Raw genomic sequence first — 16,734 nt, forward strand, 5'->3', positions numbered from 1 at the left:
GCCGAAGGCCTGCCCAGCGAGATTGGTAGCAGCCGTAGGGTGGGCTTCAGCCCACCACCAGGGTCACCGTGGGCTGAAGCCCACCCTACAAGAGCAGACCCATTGGGGTTTAGACCTGGCTCTGTTCCCCGCTGAACACCAGCGTCACCCGGCAACGCCGGCAGTAATAGCGCCGGCCGCGCGCCACCAGGGCGTGGCGCTGGGCGGAGAAGGGGTGGCCGTCAGGGCACGCGCAGCGATAGAGGTAGCGCGTCACCTTGCGCCGGTTCACTTCATAGGTGTGGCAGCGATTGGGCGGCAGTTCGTAGACCCCGCGCATGATCAGCTGCCATTCCTCGCCATGGGGCTGGATGCGTGGGCCGAACAATTGGTGGGCGACCAGGTGCGCCACCTCGTGGGCCACGGTCTGGCGCAGGAAGTCTTCCTGGTTTTCGCGGTAGAGCTGCGGATTGAAGCGCAGCTTGTTTTCGTCCAGATGGGCGACGCCGGCCTTCTGCCCGCGCAGCTTGAAACTCACTTCGGGGCGGGTGAACCGGCATTTGAAAAAGGCTTCGGCCTGTTGATAACAGGCCTCGACGCGGGCAAGTAGCTGCTCGGGCATAGGGCACTCCGTTGGCGCGGAATTATGCCGTAAAGCCGGATGCTGCCGAAGTTGATGGCGCCGAGCGGTCATTCCCGGCCAAAAGAAAAGGCCGCCCCCAGGCGGCCTTTCTGTCAGCGGATGTCGTCAGCTGGTGTACACCGGACCCAGGCCGAAGCCCCAGAGGATCACGGCGGAGGCGATCATCGCCACCAGCACTACCAGGCCCACCGCCAGCACCGAGCTGGAGAACAGGAAGCCTTCGTCCTTCGGAATATTCATGAACGTCGGTATGCCCACGTAGAGCAGGTAGACCGTGTAGCAGATGGCCAGGGTGCCCACCGTTGCGCCGAACCAGAGGTGCGGGTAGAGCGCCGCGAGGCCGCCGATGAACAGCGGGGTCGCGCAGTAGGCGGCAAAGACGATGCACTCGGTGATGCTTGGGTTGGCGTCGTAGGTGCGCGCCATCCAGTGGATGAACGCGCCCATCACCGCCACGCCGGCCAGCATCGCCAGGTACGACATGATGGACATCTGCATCGCGCTGGCCTGGGTGAGCATCACGGGATCGCCCTTGCCCAGTACCCAGCCGACCTGGGTTGTGCCGATATAGGCGGAAATTACGGGAATTGCAGCAAGGATCAGGACGTGGGTGAGGTACATGTGGCCGACGCTTTCGTCTTCGCCACGGATCTCTTGCCACTCTTGATCGGGATGGGTGAAGAGCCCCCAAACGTGGTGAATCATGCTGAACACCTCCTCATTATTATGAGGTCGCCCCCCAGCGAAGCGCCGGCAGCGCGTGGACAGCGCCGACCGGTACCCGACCGACTTATGCGACCTTATGTCGCAGTATAGGCAGGTCATCCGGCGTCGCCTTAGAGCGAATCGAAGATTCGGCGTCAGCTGTAATAGCGTTGAAGTATTTCCATGGCCTTGTTGATCGATTGCAGGCGCGATGTGCTGCCGCCCCGGTCGGGGTGATGCTGGCTCACCAGTTGGCGGTAGCGCTGCTTGATCACGGCCAGGCTGAGGGGCTGGCTGCCGTTGTGCAGGCCAAACAGCTCCAGCGCCGCGAGCTTTTCCTCGCTGCCCTGCATGCGCGTCCAGAAGCTGGCCAGCAGCCGTTCCACGTCTTCCTCTGTGGTGTCCCGCAGATTCTTCAGGTCCAGGTAGTAGTCGCGCAGCGGGTCAAGTTCGCTGAGGGCCGCTGCCGTGCCGGGCGCGTAGGGCAGCAGCTGCACGCACAGCGGGCTGATGGAGAGCTGGGCGTCGCCCGAGCCGTTCAGACGGTCGCGAAGATGATAGAGGGCGTTGAACACCAGGAAGTGGGTGCGGAACAGCACCAGCTTGTCGGTGAGTTCCAGATGGGGGATGTGAGTGGAGTGGCGGGCCTTGAGGGCCAGGATCAGCTGATGCTCGCTCAGGCCTTCGGGGGCCCCGCGCAAGAGTTCGAGGAGCTGGTCGCTGAGGTCGAGAGACGGGTCGAGGTCGCTGTTCATCGGCGCAAGCCTAGCACGGCCCGTCGATGGGGCTGGGGCCGCGCCCGCTTTGTGCGTAAAATAGCCAGCTTTTCGCATCTCCCCCGGATTTCAGAGCACCATGGGCACCCTTTCGGTCAACCAGAACAAACTGCAGAAACGCATCCGCCGCCTGGCCGGCGAAGCCATCGCCGACTTCAACATGATCGAGGATGGCGACAAGGTCATGGTCTGCCTGTCCGGCGGCAAGGACAGCTACACCATGCTGGACGTGCTGCTGTACCTGCAGAAGGTCGCGCCGATCAAGTTCGAGATCGTGGCCGTGAACATGGACCAGAAGCAGCCCGGCTTCCCCGAGCACGTTCTGCCGGCCTACCTGGAATCCATCGGCGTGCAGTACCACATCATCGAGAAGGACACCTACTCGGTGGTGAAGGAGAAGATCCCGGAAGGCAAGACCACCTGCTCGCTCTGCTCGCGCCTGCGCCGTGGCACGCTCTACACCTACGCGGACGAGATCGGCGCGACCAAGATGGCCCTGGGTCACCACCGCGACGACATCCTGGAAACCTTCTTCCTCAATATGTTCTACGGCGGCACCCTCAAGGCCATGCCGCCGAAGCTGCGCGCGGACGACGGTCGCAACGTGGTGATCCGCCCGCTGGCCTACTGCAACGAGGCCGACATCGAGGCCTACTCCATTCTCAAGGAGTTCCCGATCATCCCGTGCAACCTCTGCGGTTCCCAGGAGAACCTGCAGCGCCAGGTGGTCAAGGAAATGCTCAACGACTGGGAACGCAAGTCGCCGGGCCGCACCGAGATCATGTTCCGCGCCCTGCAGAACGTGGTGCCGTCGCAGCTGGCGGATCGCAACCTGTTCGACTTCGTCAATCTGCGCATCGACGAAACCGCGGCGCCGCGCACCCTGGACGTCGTCAACATCTGACCGTGCCCATGTAGGAGCGAGCTTGCTCGCGAAGGTTCGCCAGCAAGCTGGCTCCTACAGGGAATCGTTCCGCATCGAAAGGACACTCCATGCGCGATTACCGCTGGCTCCATGAGTATTGCCTGAACCGCTTTGGCTCGGCCGAGGCCCTGGAAGCGCGCCTGCCGCAGCCGCGCAGTGATGCCGAGCTGCGGGCGTTCAGTGATGACCGCTACCTGTCGCTGATAGCGTTGCGGGTGTTTCGTGCGGGCCTCAAGCACAGCCTGGTTGATGCCAAGTGGCCGGCCTTCGAGGAGGCGTTCTTCGGCTTCGACCCGCAGAAGGTGGTGCTGATGGGGGCCGAGCACCTGGAGCGGCTGATGCAGGACACGCGCCTGATCCGCCACTTGGGCAAGCTCAAGAGCGTGCCGCGCAATGCCCAGTTCGTGCTGGATGTGGCGCGGGAGAAGGGCGGCTTCGGTGCCTTGATCGCCGACTGGCCGGCGACCGACATCGTCGGCCTGTGGAAATACCTGGCCAAGCATGGCAACCAGCTGGGCGGATTGTCGGCGCCGCGCTTCCTGCGCATGGTCGGCAAGGACACCTTCATCCCTACCGATGACATGGTCGCGGCCCTCAAGGCCCAGGACATCATCGACAAGGCACCCACCAGCCAGAAAGACCTGGCCCAAGTGCAGGCCGCCTTCAATCAGTGGCAAGCGGAGAGCGGCCGCCCGCTCTGCCAGCTTTCCTTGATGCTGGCGCACACCGTCAATCACTGAGCCACAACTGGCACCTGATGCCGGCGGGCGGAGGAGGGAAGCATGTCGGATATCCAGCGTGTGGCGGCAGCCATCAAGGCGGCTGAGCGAATCCTGGTGATCACCGGGGCCGGTCTGTCGGCCGACTCGGGGCTGCCCACCTACCGGGGGCTGGGCGGTCTCTACAACGGTGTGACGGAAGAGGGCCTGCCTATAGAGGAAGCGCTTTCCGGCCCTATGCTGCGGCGCAATCCGGCGCTTTGCTGGAAATACCTCGCCCAGCTTGGCCGCGCCTGCCTCAGTGCCCGGCCGAACGCCGGTCACGAAGCTATCGCACAGCTGCAACAGCTCAAGCCGGAGTGCTGGGTGCTGACCCAGAACATCGACGGCTACCACCGCCAGGCGGGCTCGCCGCCGGAGCGGTTGATCGAGATCCATGGCGAACTGTCACCGCTGTTCTGCCAATCCTGCGGGGCGGAAAGTTCTGACCTTGCCCGACATCTGGCAGGGGAAATGCCTCCCAAATGTCATGAGTGTGGTGGTATTCTCCGCCCACCCGTGGTGCTGTTCGAAGAAATGCTCCCTGAGCAGGCCATCGACAGCCTCTACGCCGAGCTACGCAAGGGATTCGATGCGGTGATCTCGGTGGGAACCACGGCGAGCTTTCCTTACATCATCGAGCCCGTCATCCGCACCCGCCACGCAGGCGGTTTCACTGTGGAAATCAATCCGGCGCTCACCGACCTCAGCCCCGTCGTCGATGTACACCTCAGAGGAAAGGCCTTAGAAGTTTTGCAGGGACTCCTAAGTCACATTTCGGGCGATTAAATTTGCAAATGAGTTTGATAGAGGGCATAGTTGCGCCTTCATCAAAAACTGTCCGACACGGTCGTGCCCATGCTGAAGCGCTTCGCACCCCTCGTGCCTCTTACCTTCGCCCTGTTTCTCGCCGCTTGCGCAAACAACGTGCAGCAGCAACCCCAGTTCCAGACTGCGGCTCCCGTAGCCGATGGCGCTCCCGATTCGCTGCTGGCGGATCGTGAACCCACTGCCCTGGACCTGGCGAACCTCACCGATGACGAGCCGTACCAGATGCCGTCCCTGTCGGATGGCTTGCTGGAGCGCGGTTTCGAGCTGGTGGGCACGCCCTACCGCTTCGGTGGCCGTTCCCTGAAGACCGGCTTCGACTGCAGTGGCTTCGTGGGTTACCTGTTCAAGGAAGAAGCCGGTATCCAGCTGCCGCGCTCCACTCGCGAGATGATCAACCTGGATGCCCCGGTGATCGCCCGCAACGAGCTGCAGCCGGGCGATATCGTGTTCTTCAACAACCGTGGCCGTGGCCGCGTCAGCCACGCCGGCATCTATATCGGCGACGACCAGTTCATTCACTCCAGCAGCAGCCGCAGCGGCGGCGTGCGCGTCGATAGCCTCGACGACCGCTACTGGAAGGCCAGCTACATGGAAGCCAAGCGCGTCCTGGCCATGAACACCGCGACTCGCCACCCGCTGCATCGCTGATCCAGCCGGGTTCGAGACGACAAGCCGAGGCGGCCTTCATGGTCGCCTCGGCTTTTTTGTGCACAATCGCACAGCTACCTCTTGCAATATCACTGTGAGATCAGCAAATTAGCGAGCATTCTTCAAGTCAGGACTGACTTGCCATGCTCGCACCGGACCGCCTTGCCATTCTTGCCCTGGCCTCGCTGCTCACCGCTTGTGCGAGCAAGGCGCCGCCGCCTTCCCCTCCTGTCGTCACCACCCCCGTCCAGCAGTTCTCGCCGGCCGCCGAAGACGTGTTGTTCCGCGCTCTCGGCCTGGTAGGCACGCCCTATCGCTGGGGCGGTAACACCCCGGACAGCGGTTTCGACTGCAGTGGCCTCATCGGCTACGTCTACCGCGACGCCGCGGGCATCAGCCTGCCGCGCTCCACCCGCGAACTGATTTCCATGCGCGCCCCCAGCATTGGCATCAATGCCCTGCAAAGCGGCGATCTGGTGTTCTTCGCCACCAATGGCGGCGGCCAGGTCAGCCACGCCGGTATTTATGTGGGCGAAGGGCGCTTCGTCCATGCGCCACGCACCGGCGGAACGGTGCGACTCGACAGTCTGTCGAACAGCTACTGGCAACGAAGCTATCTCAGCGCCAAGCGCGTAATCTTCGATCCACGCCTGGCGCAATCCCACTGAGGCATCCATGACCAACCGCACGCTGAACCTGGACGACGCCCTCTACGGCTATCTCCTCAAGGTTTCGCTGCGGGAGTCGCCCCTCCTCGAACGTCTGCGCGCTGAAACGGCGGCACTGCCCATGGCCCGCTGGCAGATCGCGCCGGAGCAGGGTCAGTTCATGGCCATGCTGGTCAAGCTCACCGGCGCTCGGCGCATCCTCGAGGTGGGCACCTTCACCGGCTACAGCGCCCTGTGCATGGCCGCCGAGCTGCCTGACGATGGGCAAATGATCTGCTGTGACCTGCCCGGCGACTACAACGCCGTCGCCCGTCGTTATTGGCAGGACGCTGGCCTTGCCGGACGCATCGAGCTGCGCCTCGCCCCCGCGCTGGACACTCTCGCGGGTCTGCAAGACGGCAGTTTCGACCTGATCTTCATCGACGCCGACAAGGCCAATTACCCGGCCTATCTGGAAGAAGCCCTGCGCCTGACGCGCACAGGCGGCCTGATCCTGTTCGACAACGTGCTGTGGAGCGGTCGGGTTCTGGAAAGACAGCCGGATGACCCCGACACCCGCGCCATCCAGGCGCTCAATCTGGCCCTGAAGAACGATCAGCGCGTCGACCTCTCGATGTTGCCGGTGGGTGATGGCCTGACCCTCTGCCGCAAGCGCTGAAGGGCATGCCCGAGCCGATCCGCCTTCCGCCCCAGCCTGATGCCTGCGAACTCTGTGGCCGCGCATCGACGCTGACCCGCCATCACCTGATCCCCAAGGCGCTGCACGACAAGCCCTATGTGCAGAAGCGCTTCGGCAAGAGCGAGCGCATCACCGCCACCCTCTGGGTCTGCCGTCCCTGCCATAACCAGATCCACAAGCTGTTCAGCGAGAAGGAACTGGCCCTGACCTACAACAACCGCGACGCCCTGCTGGGTGACGAGCGCCTGCGCACCTTCGTCGACTGGCTGGCGGGCAAGCCGGCGGGCTTCACCCCGAGGCACTGAATGACACGCATCCCCGACGACCTTGTCTCCCGCCTACGGAATACCCGCCATCTGGTGATCTTCACCGGCGCCGGCGTTTCCGCGGAGAGCGGAATCCCGACCTTCCGTGACGCCCAGACCGGCCTCTGGGCGAAATACCGCCCCGAGGAACTGGCCAGCCCCGAGGGGTTCCGGGCCGATCCGCAGACGGTCTGGGACTGGTACGCCTGGCGCCGTGAGCGCTGCCTGGCGGTACAGCCCAACCCGGCGCACCTGGCTATCGCTGCACTGGAACAGCGGCTGTCGAAGGTCACCCTGATCACCCAGAACGTCGACGGTCTCCACCAGCGCGCCGGCAGCACCGCGCCCTTGGAACTGCACGGCAATATCCATCGTCTGAAATGCTTCAAATGCCGTCGCGACGGCGGCGACTGGCCAGAGGATGTCCGCACCATCCCGCGCTGCGAATGCGGTGGCCTGCTGCGCCCGGCAGTGGTCTGGTTCGGCGAGAGCCTGCCTGAAGCCGTGCTGGAGGCAGCTGCCGAGGCCAGCCAGGACGCCGACCTGTTCCTCAGCATCGGCACCTCCAGCCTGGTTTACCCGGCGGCAGAGCTGCCATTCCTGGCCAAACGCCACGGCGCCTATCTGGTGGAAATCAACCCGCAGCCCACGCCCCTCAGCGCGCGTGCCGACCTTTGCCTGCAAGGTGCGGCGGGGGAGGTGATGGCGGCGCTATTGGCAACCGCCTGGGCTGGTTCGCAGATGTAGGATGCGGTAGAGCGAAGCGAAACCCATCATCGGAGCGTTGGATTTCGCTGCGCACTGGCGGAGCGCCTGCACCTGAGATTCGCTTGACGCTCGACTTCAACGCATCAGGCAATAGTTGACGAGCTGTTCCTCGATGCTCTGCTTCTGGCGCAGGAACAGTGCCACTACGACTCGTGCCTCGGGCTCAAGGTAGCGATAGAGGATGCGGTATTCGCCGATATGCAGTTCTCGATAATGGCGAATGCCGAGGAGAGCGGCCTGCTCGCATATTGGCGCGGCAATCGGGTGTGACTTCAGGCGTTTTTCGGCACTCCTGACCAGCTGGATCAGTCGCAACTGGGCTTCTTCGGGTCCATGGTAGGGCGTGAGGTGGTGAATCTGGGCGATCAGGCTTTCCTCGGCTGTCGAGGCGTAGGCGATCTCAATCGTTTTGCTCATCCTGGGCGGCTCCCGGCGTTTCCTGAGCAGCAGGGCTGCGCTGCTTGAGTCGTTCCAGCAGGGTGTCACCCGAGATCAAGCGGTCTTCTGCCACATCGCGGTCGGCGAAGGACAGCAATTTGATCAGCGCTAACGCTTCGTCACGGCGTTGGCGCTCGGCGTAGGACTCGACCACATAGGCCGGTACGCCATTCTGGGTGATCACCATGGGCTCGCTGAGGTCCAGCGAGGCAGCATGCTGCTTCAGATAGCTGATGGTCTGGATTTTCATGGCATCTCCCAGGTGCTGAGGACGTCGCATCCCGGCGGGATGAAGCGCCCCAAAGAGTGTGAATCGATCGGTCCGTTTATAGTCTGAATTCAGACTTTCATCAATTGGAAGTTCGGGCCGAAATTGCCAGTTGAATTGAATGCCGCGCCGTAGCGCTGGTGGAAGTGAAAGGCGACTTCCACCCTACGATCGATTCGTTGGGAAATTGCCTGACCTGCCGTACGCCCTGTCCGATTTGACGCTACCCCGCGCACCCTCTAACCTTCGCCGCTGCCTCAGGTGCCCCTTGGCTCGTGCCGAAGGGGTGAAACAGGGAAGCCGGTCCATTCCTACGAAGATTCCGGCGCTGCCCCCGCAACGGTAGGCGAGTCGAATGCCGCAATCGGCCACTGTGCTCCAGCATGGGAAGGCGCGGCACAGGAGCACATCGCTCCACTCGCAAGCCCGGAGACCGGCCTGTCGCACAAAGGGCATCGCGGATTGTTCCGCATGCAGTACCCACTGAGATGTCGCGCGGGTGGCACGACGGAGATCCAACCTTGATTCGCAAGCCTGTCTTCAGGCCGGCGGCGCTTGCGCTGCTCGGCGGTACTTCCATTTCCCCCTTCCTGGCCGCCGCGCCCCTGACGCTGGACGAACAGGTGGTCACCGCGAACCGTAGCGAACGGCCGGTGCGCGCCAGCCTGGCCGCCAGCACCGTGATCGAACGCGAAGAGATCGAGCGCAGCCAGGCCCGCTCGGTGCCCGAGCTTCTGCGCAGGGTGCCGGGCGTGACCCTCAGCAACAACGGCGGGCCGGGCAAGACCACCACACTGTTCATGCGCGGCACCGAATCGGATCACGTGCTGGTGCTGATAGACGGCGTCAAGGTGGGCTCGGTTAGTTTGGGCATTACCGCATTCCAAGACCTGCCGGTGGAACTGATTGACCGCATTGAAGTGGTTCGCGGTCCGCGTTCAAGCCTTTACGGCTCTGAAGCCATCGGCGGCGTGATCCAGATTTTCACCCGCAAGGGTGGGGTAGTCGGGCGCGCCAAGCCCTGGTTTTCCGCCGGCTACGGCACCCATGACAGTTACGAGGGAAGCGCCGGCGTGGCCGGCGGTGATGACAAAGCCTGGTACAGCCTGGGTGTCAGTAGTCTGGACACCGACGGTATCGATGCGCTCGACTCGCGCAGCAGCTACCACGAACCTGATTCCGATGGTTACCGCAACTTGTCCAACACTTTGCGAGGTGGCTATCGCTTCGAAAATGGTTGGGAGCTCGATGGCACTCTGCTTCGCTCTCAAGGCCATAATGACTATGACCGGGTCGCCTCCTTCTATCCGGGGGGAGGTTTGAGTACTAACGCCGATAATGAACAACGGGTCATCGGTGGGCGTGCCCGTTATAGCCCGATCGAGCCATGGGAGGTGACCCTGCAGGCCGGTCAGAGCGAGGATCGTTCTCGCGAAGAGATGGGCGGCCTCTTCTCGTCACGTTTCGATTCCAAGCGGAGCTCGGCCTCCTGGCTGAACGATTTGACGTTAGCCGAGGGGCATGTCTTGACCCTTGGATACGACTGGCAGCGTGACGAGGTGAGCAGTTCCGAGGTCTTTGACAAGGACTCCCGATTCAATAGAGGCTGGTTTATCCAGTATTTGGGAGAGCATGGTCGGCAAGACTGGCAACTGGCATTACGTCGCGACGATAACGAACAGTTCGGCACTCACGACACTGGCAATGCTGCGTGGGGATATGCGCTTTCCGACTCACTCCGATTTGGCATGAGCTATGGCACAGCCTTCAAGGCACCCACATTCAACGAGTTGTATTTCCCAAACTACGGCAATCCAAGTCTGGATGCCGAGACATCCGAAACTTACGAAGTCTCAATTTCAGGCACGCATGTTTGGGGGAATTGGTCCGTCAATGGTTTCCGCAGCCTTGTGGATGATTTGATCGTCCACGATCCCAGCTACGGCCCAATTGAAAGCTGGAGCGGTAAACCCCGCGGAGGCCCAACCAACATCGGCAAGGCACGCATCGACGGCATCGAACTGGTGCTCGGCAGCCATTGGCTGGGCTGGGACTGGCAGGCCAACGCGACCCTTCTCGATACCGAGAACCGCGCCCACGACGACAATCACGGCAATGAACTGCCGCGCCGCGCCCGCGAAGTCTTCAACCTGGACCTCGATCGCCGCATTGGGCGCTTCGGCCTCGGCGCGACCCTGCATGCCGAAGGGCGGCGCTTCGACGACGTGGAAAACGACGACCGCCTGGCCGGCTATGCCACCGTCGACCTGCGTGGCGAATACTGGCTGACCGAGGAATGGCGCCTGCAAGCCAAGGTGACCAACCTGTTGAACGCCGACTACGAAACCGCGCTGGACTTCAACCAGCCGGGGCAGGCAGTGTTTTTCACCGTCCGTTACCAAGCTCTGTGACGAGGAACATCTGATGACCGAATCCGCCGACCGCGACACCCGCCACAAGGCCCGCATGCAACGCAAGAAGGCCGTGATCGACGAGAAGATCGCCCAGGCCCAGGATGAGTACGGCCTGCTGCTGGTGCACACCGGCAATGGCAAGGGCAAGAGCAGCTCGGCCTTCGGCATGGTCGCCCGTGCCCTCGGCCACGGCCTCAAGGTCGGCGTGGTGCAGTTCATCAAGGGCGGCATGTCCACGGGCGAAGAGAACTTCTTCCGCCGCTTCCCTGAAGAAGTCAGCTACCACGTAATGGGCGAGGGCTACACCTGGGACACCCAGGACCGCCAGCGCGACATCGAGAAAGCACGCGCTGCCTGGGCCGTGGCCCGTGGCCTGCTGGACGATCCGCAAGTAGGCCTGGTGGTACTGGATGAGCTGAATATCGCCCTCAAGCACGGCTACCTGGAACTGGACGACGTCCTGCGGGACATCGAGTCCCGCCCCGAGCACCAGCACGTGGTCGCCACCGGCCGTGGCGCGCCCCAGGGGCTGATCGACGCCGCCGACACCGTCACCGAAATGACCCTGGTCAAGCACGCCTTCAAGTCCGGTGTGAAAGCCCAGAAGGGCGTGGAGTTCTGATGTCGCGCTCCTGCCCCGCACTGCTGATCGCCGCACCCGCCTCCGGCCAGGGCAAGACCACCGTCACTGCCGCCCTGGCCCGCCTGCACGCCCGCCAGGGCAAGCGCGTGCGGGTGTTCAAGTGCGGACCGGACTTCCTCGACCCGATGATCCTTGCCCGAGCATCCGGGGCTCCGGTCTACCAGTTGGACCTGTGGATGGTGGGCGAGGCGGAAAGCCGCCGCCTGCTCTGGGAGGCGGCGGGGGAGGCGGACCTGATCCTGATCGAGGGCGTGATGGGGCTGTTCGACGGCTCTCCCTCGGCCGCTGACCTGGCGCGCCACTTTGGTGTACCGGTACTCGGCGTGATCAATGGCGCCGCCATGGCCCAGACCTTCGGCGCCCTGGCCGTGGGCCTGGCCACTTACCAGCCGGACCTGCCCTTTGCCGGCGTGCTCGGTAATCGTGTTGGCAGCCAGCGTCATAGCGACTTGATCCGCGACAGCCTGCCGGACTGGATTCGCTGGTACGGCGCCCTGCCGCGCAGCGCGGAAGTGGAGCTGCCCAGCCGTCACCTGGGCCTGGTACAGGCCGAAGAACTGGCGGACCTGGACGCGCGCCTCGACGCCGCCGCCGATGCCCTGGCCGCCAGCGCCGAAGTAGCCTTGCCGCCGGCTGTGAGCTTCGCCGCGCCCGAGGTTCAGGCGGTCGGTGAAGAGCTGGCCGGTGTGCGCATTGGCGTTGCGCGGGATACCTCCTTCGCCTTCCTCTATCAGGGCAACCTCGACCTGCTGCAGCGACTGGGCGCCGAGCTGGTGTACTTCTCGCCGCTGGCCGATGAGCACCTGCCCGAGGTGGACAGCCTTTACCTGCCCGGCGGATATCCCGAACTGCATCTGCGCCAGCTGGAAGGCAACCGCGCCATGGCCGAGGCCATCCGCGCGCACCATGGGGCCGGCAAGCCGATCCTCGCCGAGTGCGGCGGCATGCTCTACCTGCTCGACGCCCTGACCGACGCGAGCGGAGAAAGCGCCAAACTGGTTGGTCTGCTCTCCGGCCGCGCCACCATGCAGAAGCGCCTGGCGGCGCTGGCCCTGCAGGAAGCACCGCTGCCGGAAGGCAATCTGCGTGGTCACACCTTCCACCATTCGTTGCTGGATTCACCGCTGGAACCCCTGGTTCGCGGCCTCTGCCCGAATGACAAACCGGTGGCCGAGGCAGTGTTCCGCAGCGGCCGGCTGACCGCCTCCTACATTCACTTCTACCTGCCGTCCAATCCCCGGGCGGCCGTGGAGCTGTTCCGACCATGAGCGAACACGCCTTCAGCCCGGATGAGCGCGCAGCGGTCTACCGGGCCATCGCCGAGCGCCGCGACATGCGCCACTTCAGCGGCGGCGAGGTAGCCCCCGAGCTGCTTGCGCGCTTGCTGGAGGCGGCCCACCAGGCGCCCAGCGTGGGGCTGATGCAGCCCTGGCGTTTTATCCGCGTCACCGCCAATGAGTTGCGGGAAAACATTCATGCCCTGGTGGAAGCCGAGCGGGTACGCACCGCCGAAGCCCTGGGCGAACGCTCCGACGAATTCATGCGGCTCAAGGTGGAAGGTATCCGCGACTGCGCTGAACTGCTGGTGGCGGCCCTGATGGATGGTCGCGAAGCCCATGTGTTCGGTCGCCGCACTCTGCCGGAAATGGACCTCGCGTCGCTTTCCTGCGCCATCCAGAACCTCTGGCTGGCGGCCCGCGCCGAAGGCCTGGGGATGGGCTGGGTGTCCCTGTTCGATCCTGCGGCCCTGGCCGAACTGCTGGGGATGCCCGAGGGCAGCAAGCCCCTGGCGGTGCTCTGCCTGGGGCCGGTGACTGAGTTCTACCCAGCGCCCATGCTTGCGCTCGAAGGTTGGGCCCAGCCACGTCCGCTGGCCGAGCTGGTGTTCGAGAACCATTGGGGGCAGCGTCCATGAGTCTGGGATTGTTCACCCTCGGCGCGGTGGCGCTGGACGCCCTGTTCGGCGAGCCGAAGGGCTGGCACCCGCTGGTGGCCTTCGGCAAGTTCGCCAACCGCCTGGAGCGCCGCTTCAATCCGGGCGGCCGTGGCTGGCGTAGCCATGGCGTGAGCGCCTGGGTACTGGCGGTGCTGCCGCTGACTGTAGGCGCCTGGCTGCTCTCGGCGCTGCCTTACATTGGCTGGCTCGTGGGGGTGATCGCCCTCTATGCCGCCATCGGCCTGCGCAGCCTGAACGAACATGCCGAGCCCGTGGCCAACGCCCTGCAAACGGGCGACCTGCCGGAAGCACGCAAGCGCGTGGGTTACATGGTCAGCCGCGAAACCCGCGAGCTGGACGAATCCGCCGTGGCCCGCGCCGCCACCGAGTCGGTGCTGGAGAACGGCAGCGATGCGGTGTTCGCCGCGCTGTTCTGGTTCGCCGTGGCCGGCGCCCCGGGCGTGGTGCTCTATCGGCTGTCCAACACCCTCGATGCCATGTGGGGCTACCGCAACGAGCGCTTCGAGCGCTTCGGCTGGGCGGCGGCGCGCATCGACGACGTGCTCAACTACATCCCGGCCCGTCTGGTGGCACTGACCTACGCGCTGCTCGGCAAGACCGCCCTGGCCCTGCGCTGCTGGCGCCGCCAGGCACCGCAGTGGGACAGCCCCAACGCCGGTCCGGTGATGGCCGCTGGTGCCGGCGCCCTGGGCGTGGCCCTGGGCGGACCTGCCGTCTACCACGGCGAGTTGCATAAACGACCGGTGCTGGGCGAAGGCCCGGCGGCCCGGGCACAAGACATCAGTCGCGCCATGGACCTGGTGCGGCAGGGCGTGATGCTCTGGTTGGCGGCACTGATCATCGGAGGCTGGTTCCTTGCTTGAACATGGCGGACGGTTGCGCGCAGCGGCGCGGCGCTACGGCATAGCCGAGGCTGACTGGCTCGATCTCTCTACCGGCATCGCGCCCTATGGCTGGGACTTGCCGGCCATTCCGGCAGCCGCCTGGGCGCGCCTGCCCGAACTGGACGATGGCCTGGAAGAGGCGGCCCGCCGCTATTACGGCTGTGCATCCCTGCTGCCAGTGGCCGGTTCCCAGGCAGCGATCCAGGCCTTGCCGCGCCTGCGTGAGCGCAGCCGGGTAGGGGTGATCTCGCCGTGCTACGCCGAGCACGCTCATGCCTGGCGCCGCGAGGGTCACGAGCTGGAAGCGCTGGATGCGGAAACCGCCGAGCGCGAACTGGAACGATTCGACGTGCTGCTGGTGGTCAACCCCAACAACCCCACCGGTCAGCGCCTTGACCGGCAGACCCTGCTGGAGTGGCGGGTGCGGCTGGAGGGGAAGGGCGGCTGGCTGCTGGTGGACGAAGCCTTCATGGACTGCACGCCGCAGGAAAGCCTGGCGGGTGATTGCCCGTTGCCGGGGCTGGTGGTGCTGCGTTCCTTCGGCAAGTTCTTCGGCCTGGCGGGTATCCGCCTGGGCTTCGTACTGGCCGAGCCGCAGCTGCTGCAGCGGCTCGAAGAGTGGCTCGGCCCCTGGACGGTGAGCGGCCCGGCGCGCGCACTGGCCAAGGCCCTGCTCGAGGATCAGTCGGGCCAGGCCCGGCAGCGGGAAACCCTGCTGCGGGACGGCCAGCGCCTGGAGAGCCTGTTGCGCGACTGCGGCCTGCCAGCCAACGGTGGCACCGCATTGTTCCAGCGTCTGCTGCGTGACGACGCGCGGGCCCTGCACGAATTTCTCGCTGCTCGCGGCATCCTCACCCGGTTGTTCGAAGCACCGCCCAGCCTGCGCTTCGGCCTGCCGCCGGACGAGGCCGGCTGGGAGCGGCTGGGCCGGGTCTTGATCGATTACTCCAAGGAGCGTCCATGACCACCCTGATGGTGCAGGGCACCACCTCCGACGCCGGCAAGAGCACCCTGGTGACGGCGCTGTGCCGATGGCTCAAGCGCCAGGGTGTGGCAGTGGCACCCTTCAAACCGCAGAACATGGCGCTGAACAGCGCGGTGACCGCCGACGGTGGCGAGATCGGCCGCGCCCAGGCGGTTCAGGCCCAGGCGTGTGCTCTGGCGCCGCACACCGACATGAACCCGGTGCTGCTCAAGCCCAATACGGATATCGGCGCCCAGGTGATCATCCACGGCCGCGCCGTCACCAGCATGAATGCCGCCGCCTACCACGACTACAAGAAGGTCGCGATGGCGGCGGTGCTGGAGTCCCACCAGCGCCTTTGCGGCCAGTATTCCGTGGTCATGGTCGAGGGCGCCGGCTCGCCCGCGGAGATCAACCTGCGGGCCAACGACATCGCCAACATGGGGTTCGCCGAGGCGGTGGACTGCCCGGTGATCCTGGTGGCTGATATCGACCGCGGCGGCGTCTTCGCCCATCTTGTGGGCACCCTGGAACTCCTCTCGGAAAGCGAGCAGGCACGGGTGAAGGGCTTCGTCATCAACCGCTTCAGGGGCGACATCGCGCTGCTCAGGCCGGGGCTGGATTGGCTGGAACAGCGCACTGGCAAACCGGTGCTGGGCGTGCTGCCCTATCTCACCGACTTCCACCTGGAAGCCGAGGACGCCATTGACCTGCGCCAGGCCGCCAAGTCCGGCGAACTGCTGCGGGTGGCGGTGCCGGTGCTGCCGCGCATCAGCAACCACACCGACTTCGATCCCCTGCGCCTGCATCCGCAGGTGCAGCTCAGCTTCGTCGCCCCCGGCCAGCCCATTCCGCCGACGGACCTGATCATCCTGCCCGGCTCCAAGAGCGTGCGCGCCGACCTTGCGCGGCTGCGCGAACACGGCTGGGACCAGGCCCTGCAGCGCCACCTGCGCTACGGCGGCAAGGTGCTGGGCATCTGTGGCGGCTACCAGATGCTTGGCCGCAGCATCGCCGATCCCCACGGCCTGGAAGGCCCGGCAGGGGAGAGCGCCGGTCTCGCCCTGCTGGACGTGGATACCGTGTTGGAGCCGGAGAAGCAGCTGCGAAATGTCTCTGGTCACCTGCTGCCGGATGGCGCGAAAGTGAGTGGCTACGAGATCCATGCCGGCGTCACCACCGGGATTGGCCTCGAAACGCCCATGGTCGTGCTGGACGGCGGCCGCAGCGATGGTGCACGCAGTGCCGACGGCCAGGTCCTGGGCACTTACCTGCATGGACTGTTCGAATCCTCCACCGCCAGTGCCGCCATCCTTCGCTGGGCCGGTCTCGCCGCTGTCCAAACGGTGGACTACAACGCACTACGCGAACGCGATATCGACCGTCTGGCCGATCAGGTGGAGCAGCACCTGGATACCGGGAGGCTGCGATCACTGTGCGGACTCTCTCTGTAGGAGCCAGCTTGCTGGCGAACCTTCGGA

20 protein-coding genes and 1 riboswitch are annotated in these 16,734 nt (G+C 64.7%); of the genes, 15 read left to right on the forward strand and 5 right to left on the reverse strand.

Going from position 1 to position 16,734, the window contains the following annotated elements; genetic code table 11:
- Positions 1 to 109 precede the first annotated feature (109 nt).
- The 3 genes from E8F06_RS15890 to E8F06_RS15900 form a co-directional block, all read right to left on the reverse strand.
- Positions 110 to 601 (reverse strand): SprT family zinc-dependent metalloprotease, encoded by a 492-nt coding sequence (locus E8F06_RS15890; RefSeq protein WP_280368932.1) that lies wholly within the window; start codon positions 599 to 601, stop codon positions 110 to 112.
- A gap of 126 nt (positions 602 to 727) precedes the next feature.
- Positions 728 to 1,327, reverse strand: a complete 600-nt coding sequence (locus E8F06_RS15895) for a Yip1 family protein (RefSeq protein ID WP_280368934.1) — start codon at positions 1,325 to 1,327, stop codon at positions 728 to 730.
- A 155-nt stretch (positions 1,328 to 1,482) separates the two neighbouring features.
- Positions 1,483 to 2,082 carry a DNA-J related domain-containing protein gene (locus tag E8F06_RS15900; protein WP_280368936.1) on the reverse strand — a complete coding sequence of 200 codons (600 nt, stop codon included), beginning with the start codon at positions 2,080 to 2,082 and terminating at the stop codon, positions 1,483 to 1,485.
- 100 nt (positions 2,083 to 2,182) lie between these two features.
- Here E8F06_RS15900 and ttcA point away from each other — a divergent pair, with 100 nt between their 5' ends.
- From ttcA to E8F06_RS15940, 8 genes are all read left to right on the forward strand, one after another.
- The gene (gene ttcA, locus E8F06_RS15905) at positions 2,183 to 3,007 is read left to right on the forward strand and encodes a tRNA 2-thiocytidine(32) synthetase TtcA (RefSeq protein WP_280368937.1); all 825 of its coding nucleotides are present in this window, start codon (positions 2,183 to 2,185) and stop codon (positions 3,005 to 3,007) included.
- 89 nt (positions 3,008 to 3,096) lie between these two features.
- The gene (locus E8F06_RS15910) at positions 3,097 to 3,768 is read left to right on the forward strand and encodes a DNA-3-methyladenine glycosylase I (protein WP_280368939.1); all 672 of its coding nucleotides are present in this window, start codon (positions 3,097 to 3,099) and stop codon (positions 3,766 to 3,768) included.
- Between the two features lie 42 nt (positions 3,769 to 3,810).
- Positions 3,811 to 4,575: an NAD-dependent deacylase gene (locus E8F06_RS15915; protein WP_280368941.1), complete on the forward strand. Its 765-nt coding sequence runs from the start codon at positions 3,811 to 3,813 to the stop codon at positions 4,573 to 4,575.
- Positions 4,576 to 4,644: 69 nt separating this feature from the next.
- Positions 4,645 to 5,265 (forward strand): C40 family peptidase, encoded by a 621-nt coding sequence (locus E8F06_RS15920; RefSeq protein WP_280368943.1) that lies wholly within the window; start codon positions 4,645 to 4,647, stop codon positions 5,263 to 5,265.
- Positions 5,266 to 5,408: 143 nt separating this feature from the next.
- Complete coding sequence (locus E8F06_RS15925; RefSeq protein WP_280368946.1) at positions 5,409 to 5,933, forward strand: C40 family peptidase; 525 nt, start codon at positions 5,409 to 5,411, stop codon at positions 5,931 to 5,933.
- Positions 5,934 to 5,940: 7 nt separating this feature from the next.
- A complete protein-coding gene (locus tag E8F06_RS15930) occupies positions 5,941 to 6,591 on the forward strand; it encodes an O-methyltransferase (RefSeq protein ID WP_280368949.1) in 651 nt (216 codons plus the stop codon).
- A gap of 5 nt (positions 6,592 to 6,596) precedes the next feature.
- A complete protein-coding gene (locus tag E8F06_RS15935; RefSeq protein ID WP_280368951.1) occupies positions 6,597 to 6,917 on the forward strand; it encodes a hypothetical protein in 321 nt (106 codons plus the stop codon).
- A complete protein-coding gene (locus tag E8F06_RS15940; protein WP_280368953.1) occupies positions 6,918 to 7,664 on the forward strand; it encodes an NAD-dependent deacylase in 747 nt (248 codons plus the stop codon).
- Positions 7,665 to 7,760: 96 nt separating this feature from the next.
- Here E8F06_RS15940 and E8F06_RS15945 read toward each other — a convergent pair whose 3' ends face one another.
- Positions 7,761 to 8,102 carry a type II toxin-antitoxin system RelE/ParE family toxin gene (locus E8F06_RS15945; protein ID WP_280368955.1) on the reverse strand — a complete coding sequence of 114 codons (342 nt, stop codon included), beginning with the start codon at positions 8,100 to 8,102 and terminating at the stop codon, positions 7,761 to 7,763.
- Positions 8,086 to 8,373 (reverse strand): type II toxin-antitoxin system Phd/YefM family antitoxin, encoded by a 288-nt coding sequence (locus tag E8F06_RS15950; RefSeq protein ID WP_280368957.1) that lies wholly within the window; start codon positions 8,371 to 8,373, stop codon positions 8,086 to 8,088. The genes E8F06_RS15945 and E8F06_RS15950 overlap by 17 nt, the downstream gene beginning before the upstream one ends.
- Before the next feature lie 260 nt (positions 8,374 to 8,633).
- Positions 8,634 to 8,848: riboswitch (cobalamin riboswitch) on the forward strand.
- Positions 8,849 to 8,879: 31 nt separating this feature from the next.
- On the opposite strand from E8F06_RS15950, the gene btuB reads away from it, so the two are divergent.
- Genes btuB through E8F06_RS15985 form a run of 7 tightly spaced genes read left to right on the forward strand, consistent with a single transcriptional unit; the run spans position 8,880 to position 16,707 of the window.
- A complete protein-coding gene (btuB, locus tag E8F06_RS15955) occupies positions 8,880 to 10,802 on the forward strand; it encodes a TonB-dependent vitamin B12 receptor (RefSeq protein WP_280368959.1) in 1,923 nt (640 codons plus the stop codon).
- Positions 10,803 to 10,815: 13 nt separating this feature from the next.
- On the forward strand, positions 10,816 to 11,427 hold the full coding sequence (gene cobO / locus E8F06_RS15960; RefSeq protein ID WP_280368960.1) for a cob(I)yrinic acid a,c-diamide adenosyltransferase: 612 nt from the start codon (positions 10,816 to 10,818) through the stop codon (positions 11,425 to 11,427).
- On the forward strand, positions 11,427 to 12,716 hold the full coding sequence (locus tag E8F06_RS15965; protein WP_280368962.1) for a cobyrinate a,c-diamide synthase: 1,290 nt from the start codon (positions 11,427 to 11,429) through the stop codon (positions 12,714 to 12,716). The genes cobO and E8F06_RS15965 overlap by 1 nt, the downstream gene beginning before the upstream one ends.
- Positions 12,713 to 13,363, forward strand: coding sequence for a 5,6-dimethylbenzimidazole synthase (gene bluB / locus E8F06_RS15970; protein WP_280368964.1), 651 nt, complete (start codon positions 12,713 to 12,715; stop codon positions 13,361 to 13,363). Before E8F06_RS15965 ends, bluB begins: the two co-directional genes overlap by 4 nt.
- Positions 13,360 to 14,268 carry an adenosylcobinamide-phosphate synthase CbiB gene (cbiB, locus tag E8F06_RS15975; RefSeq protein WP_280368967.1) on the forward strand — a complete coding sequence of 303 codons (909 nt, stop codon included), beginning with the start codon at positions 13,360 to 13,362 and terminating at the stop codon, positions 14,266 to 14,268. Before bluB ends, cbiB begins: the two co-directional genes overlap by 4 nt.
- A complete protein-coding gene (cobD, locus tag E8F06_RS15980) occupies positions 14,261 to 15,253 on the forward strand; it encodes a threonine-phosphate decarboxylase CobD (protein WP_280368969.1) in 993 nt (330 codons plus the stop codon). Before cbiB ends, cobD begins: the two co-directional genes overlap by 8 nt.
- On the forward strand, positions 15,250 to 16,707 hold the full coding sequence (locus E8F06_RS15985; RefSeq protein ID WP_280368971.1) for a cobyric acid synthase: 1,458 nt from the start codon (positions 15,250 to 15,252) through the stop codon (positions 16,705 to 16,707). The genes cobD and E8F06_RS15985 overlap by 4 nt, the downstream gene beginning before the upstream one ends.
- The last annotated feature ends 27 nt before the right edge of the window (positions 16,708 to 16,734 follow it).

This window comes from Pseudomonas sp. BN411, from assembly GCF_029871235.1.
GTDB lineage: Bacteria > Pseudomonadota > Gammaproteobacteria > Pseudomonadales > Pseudomonadaceae > Metapseudomonas.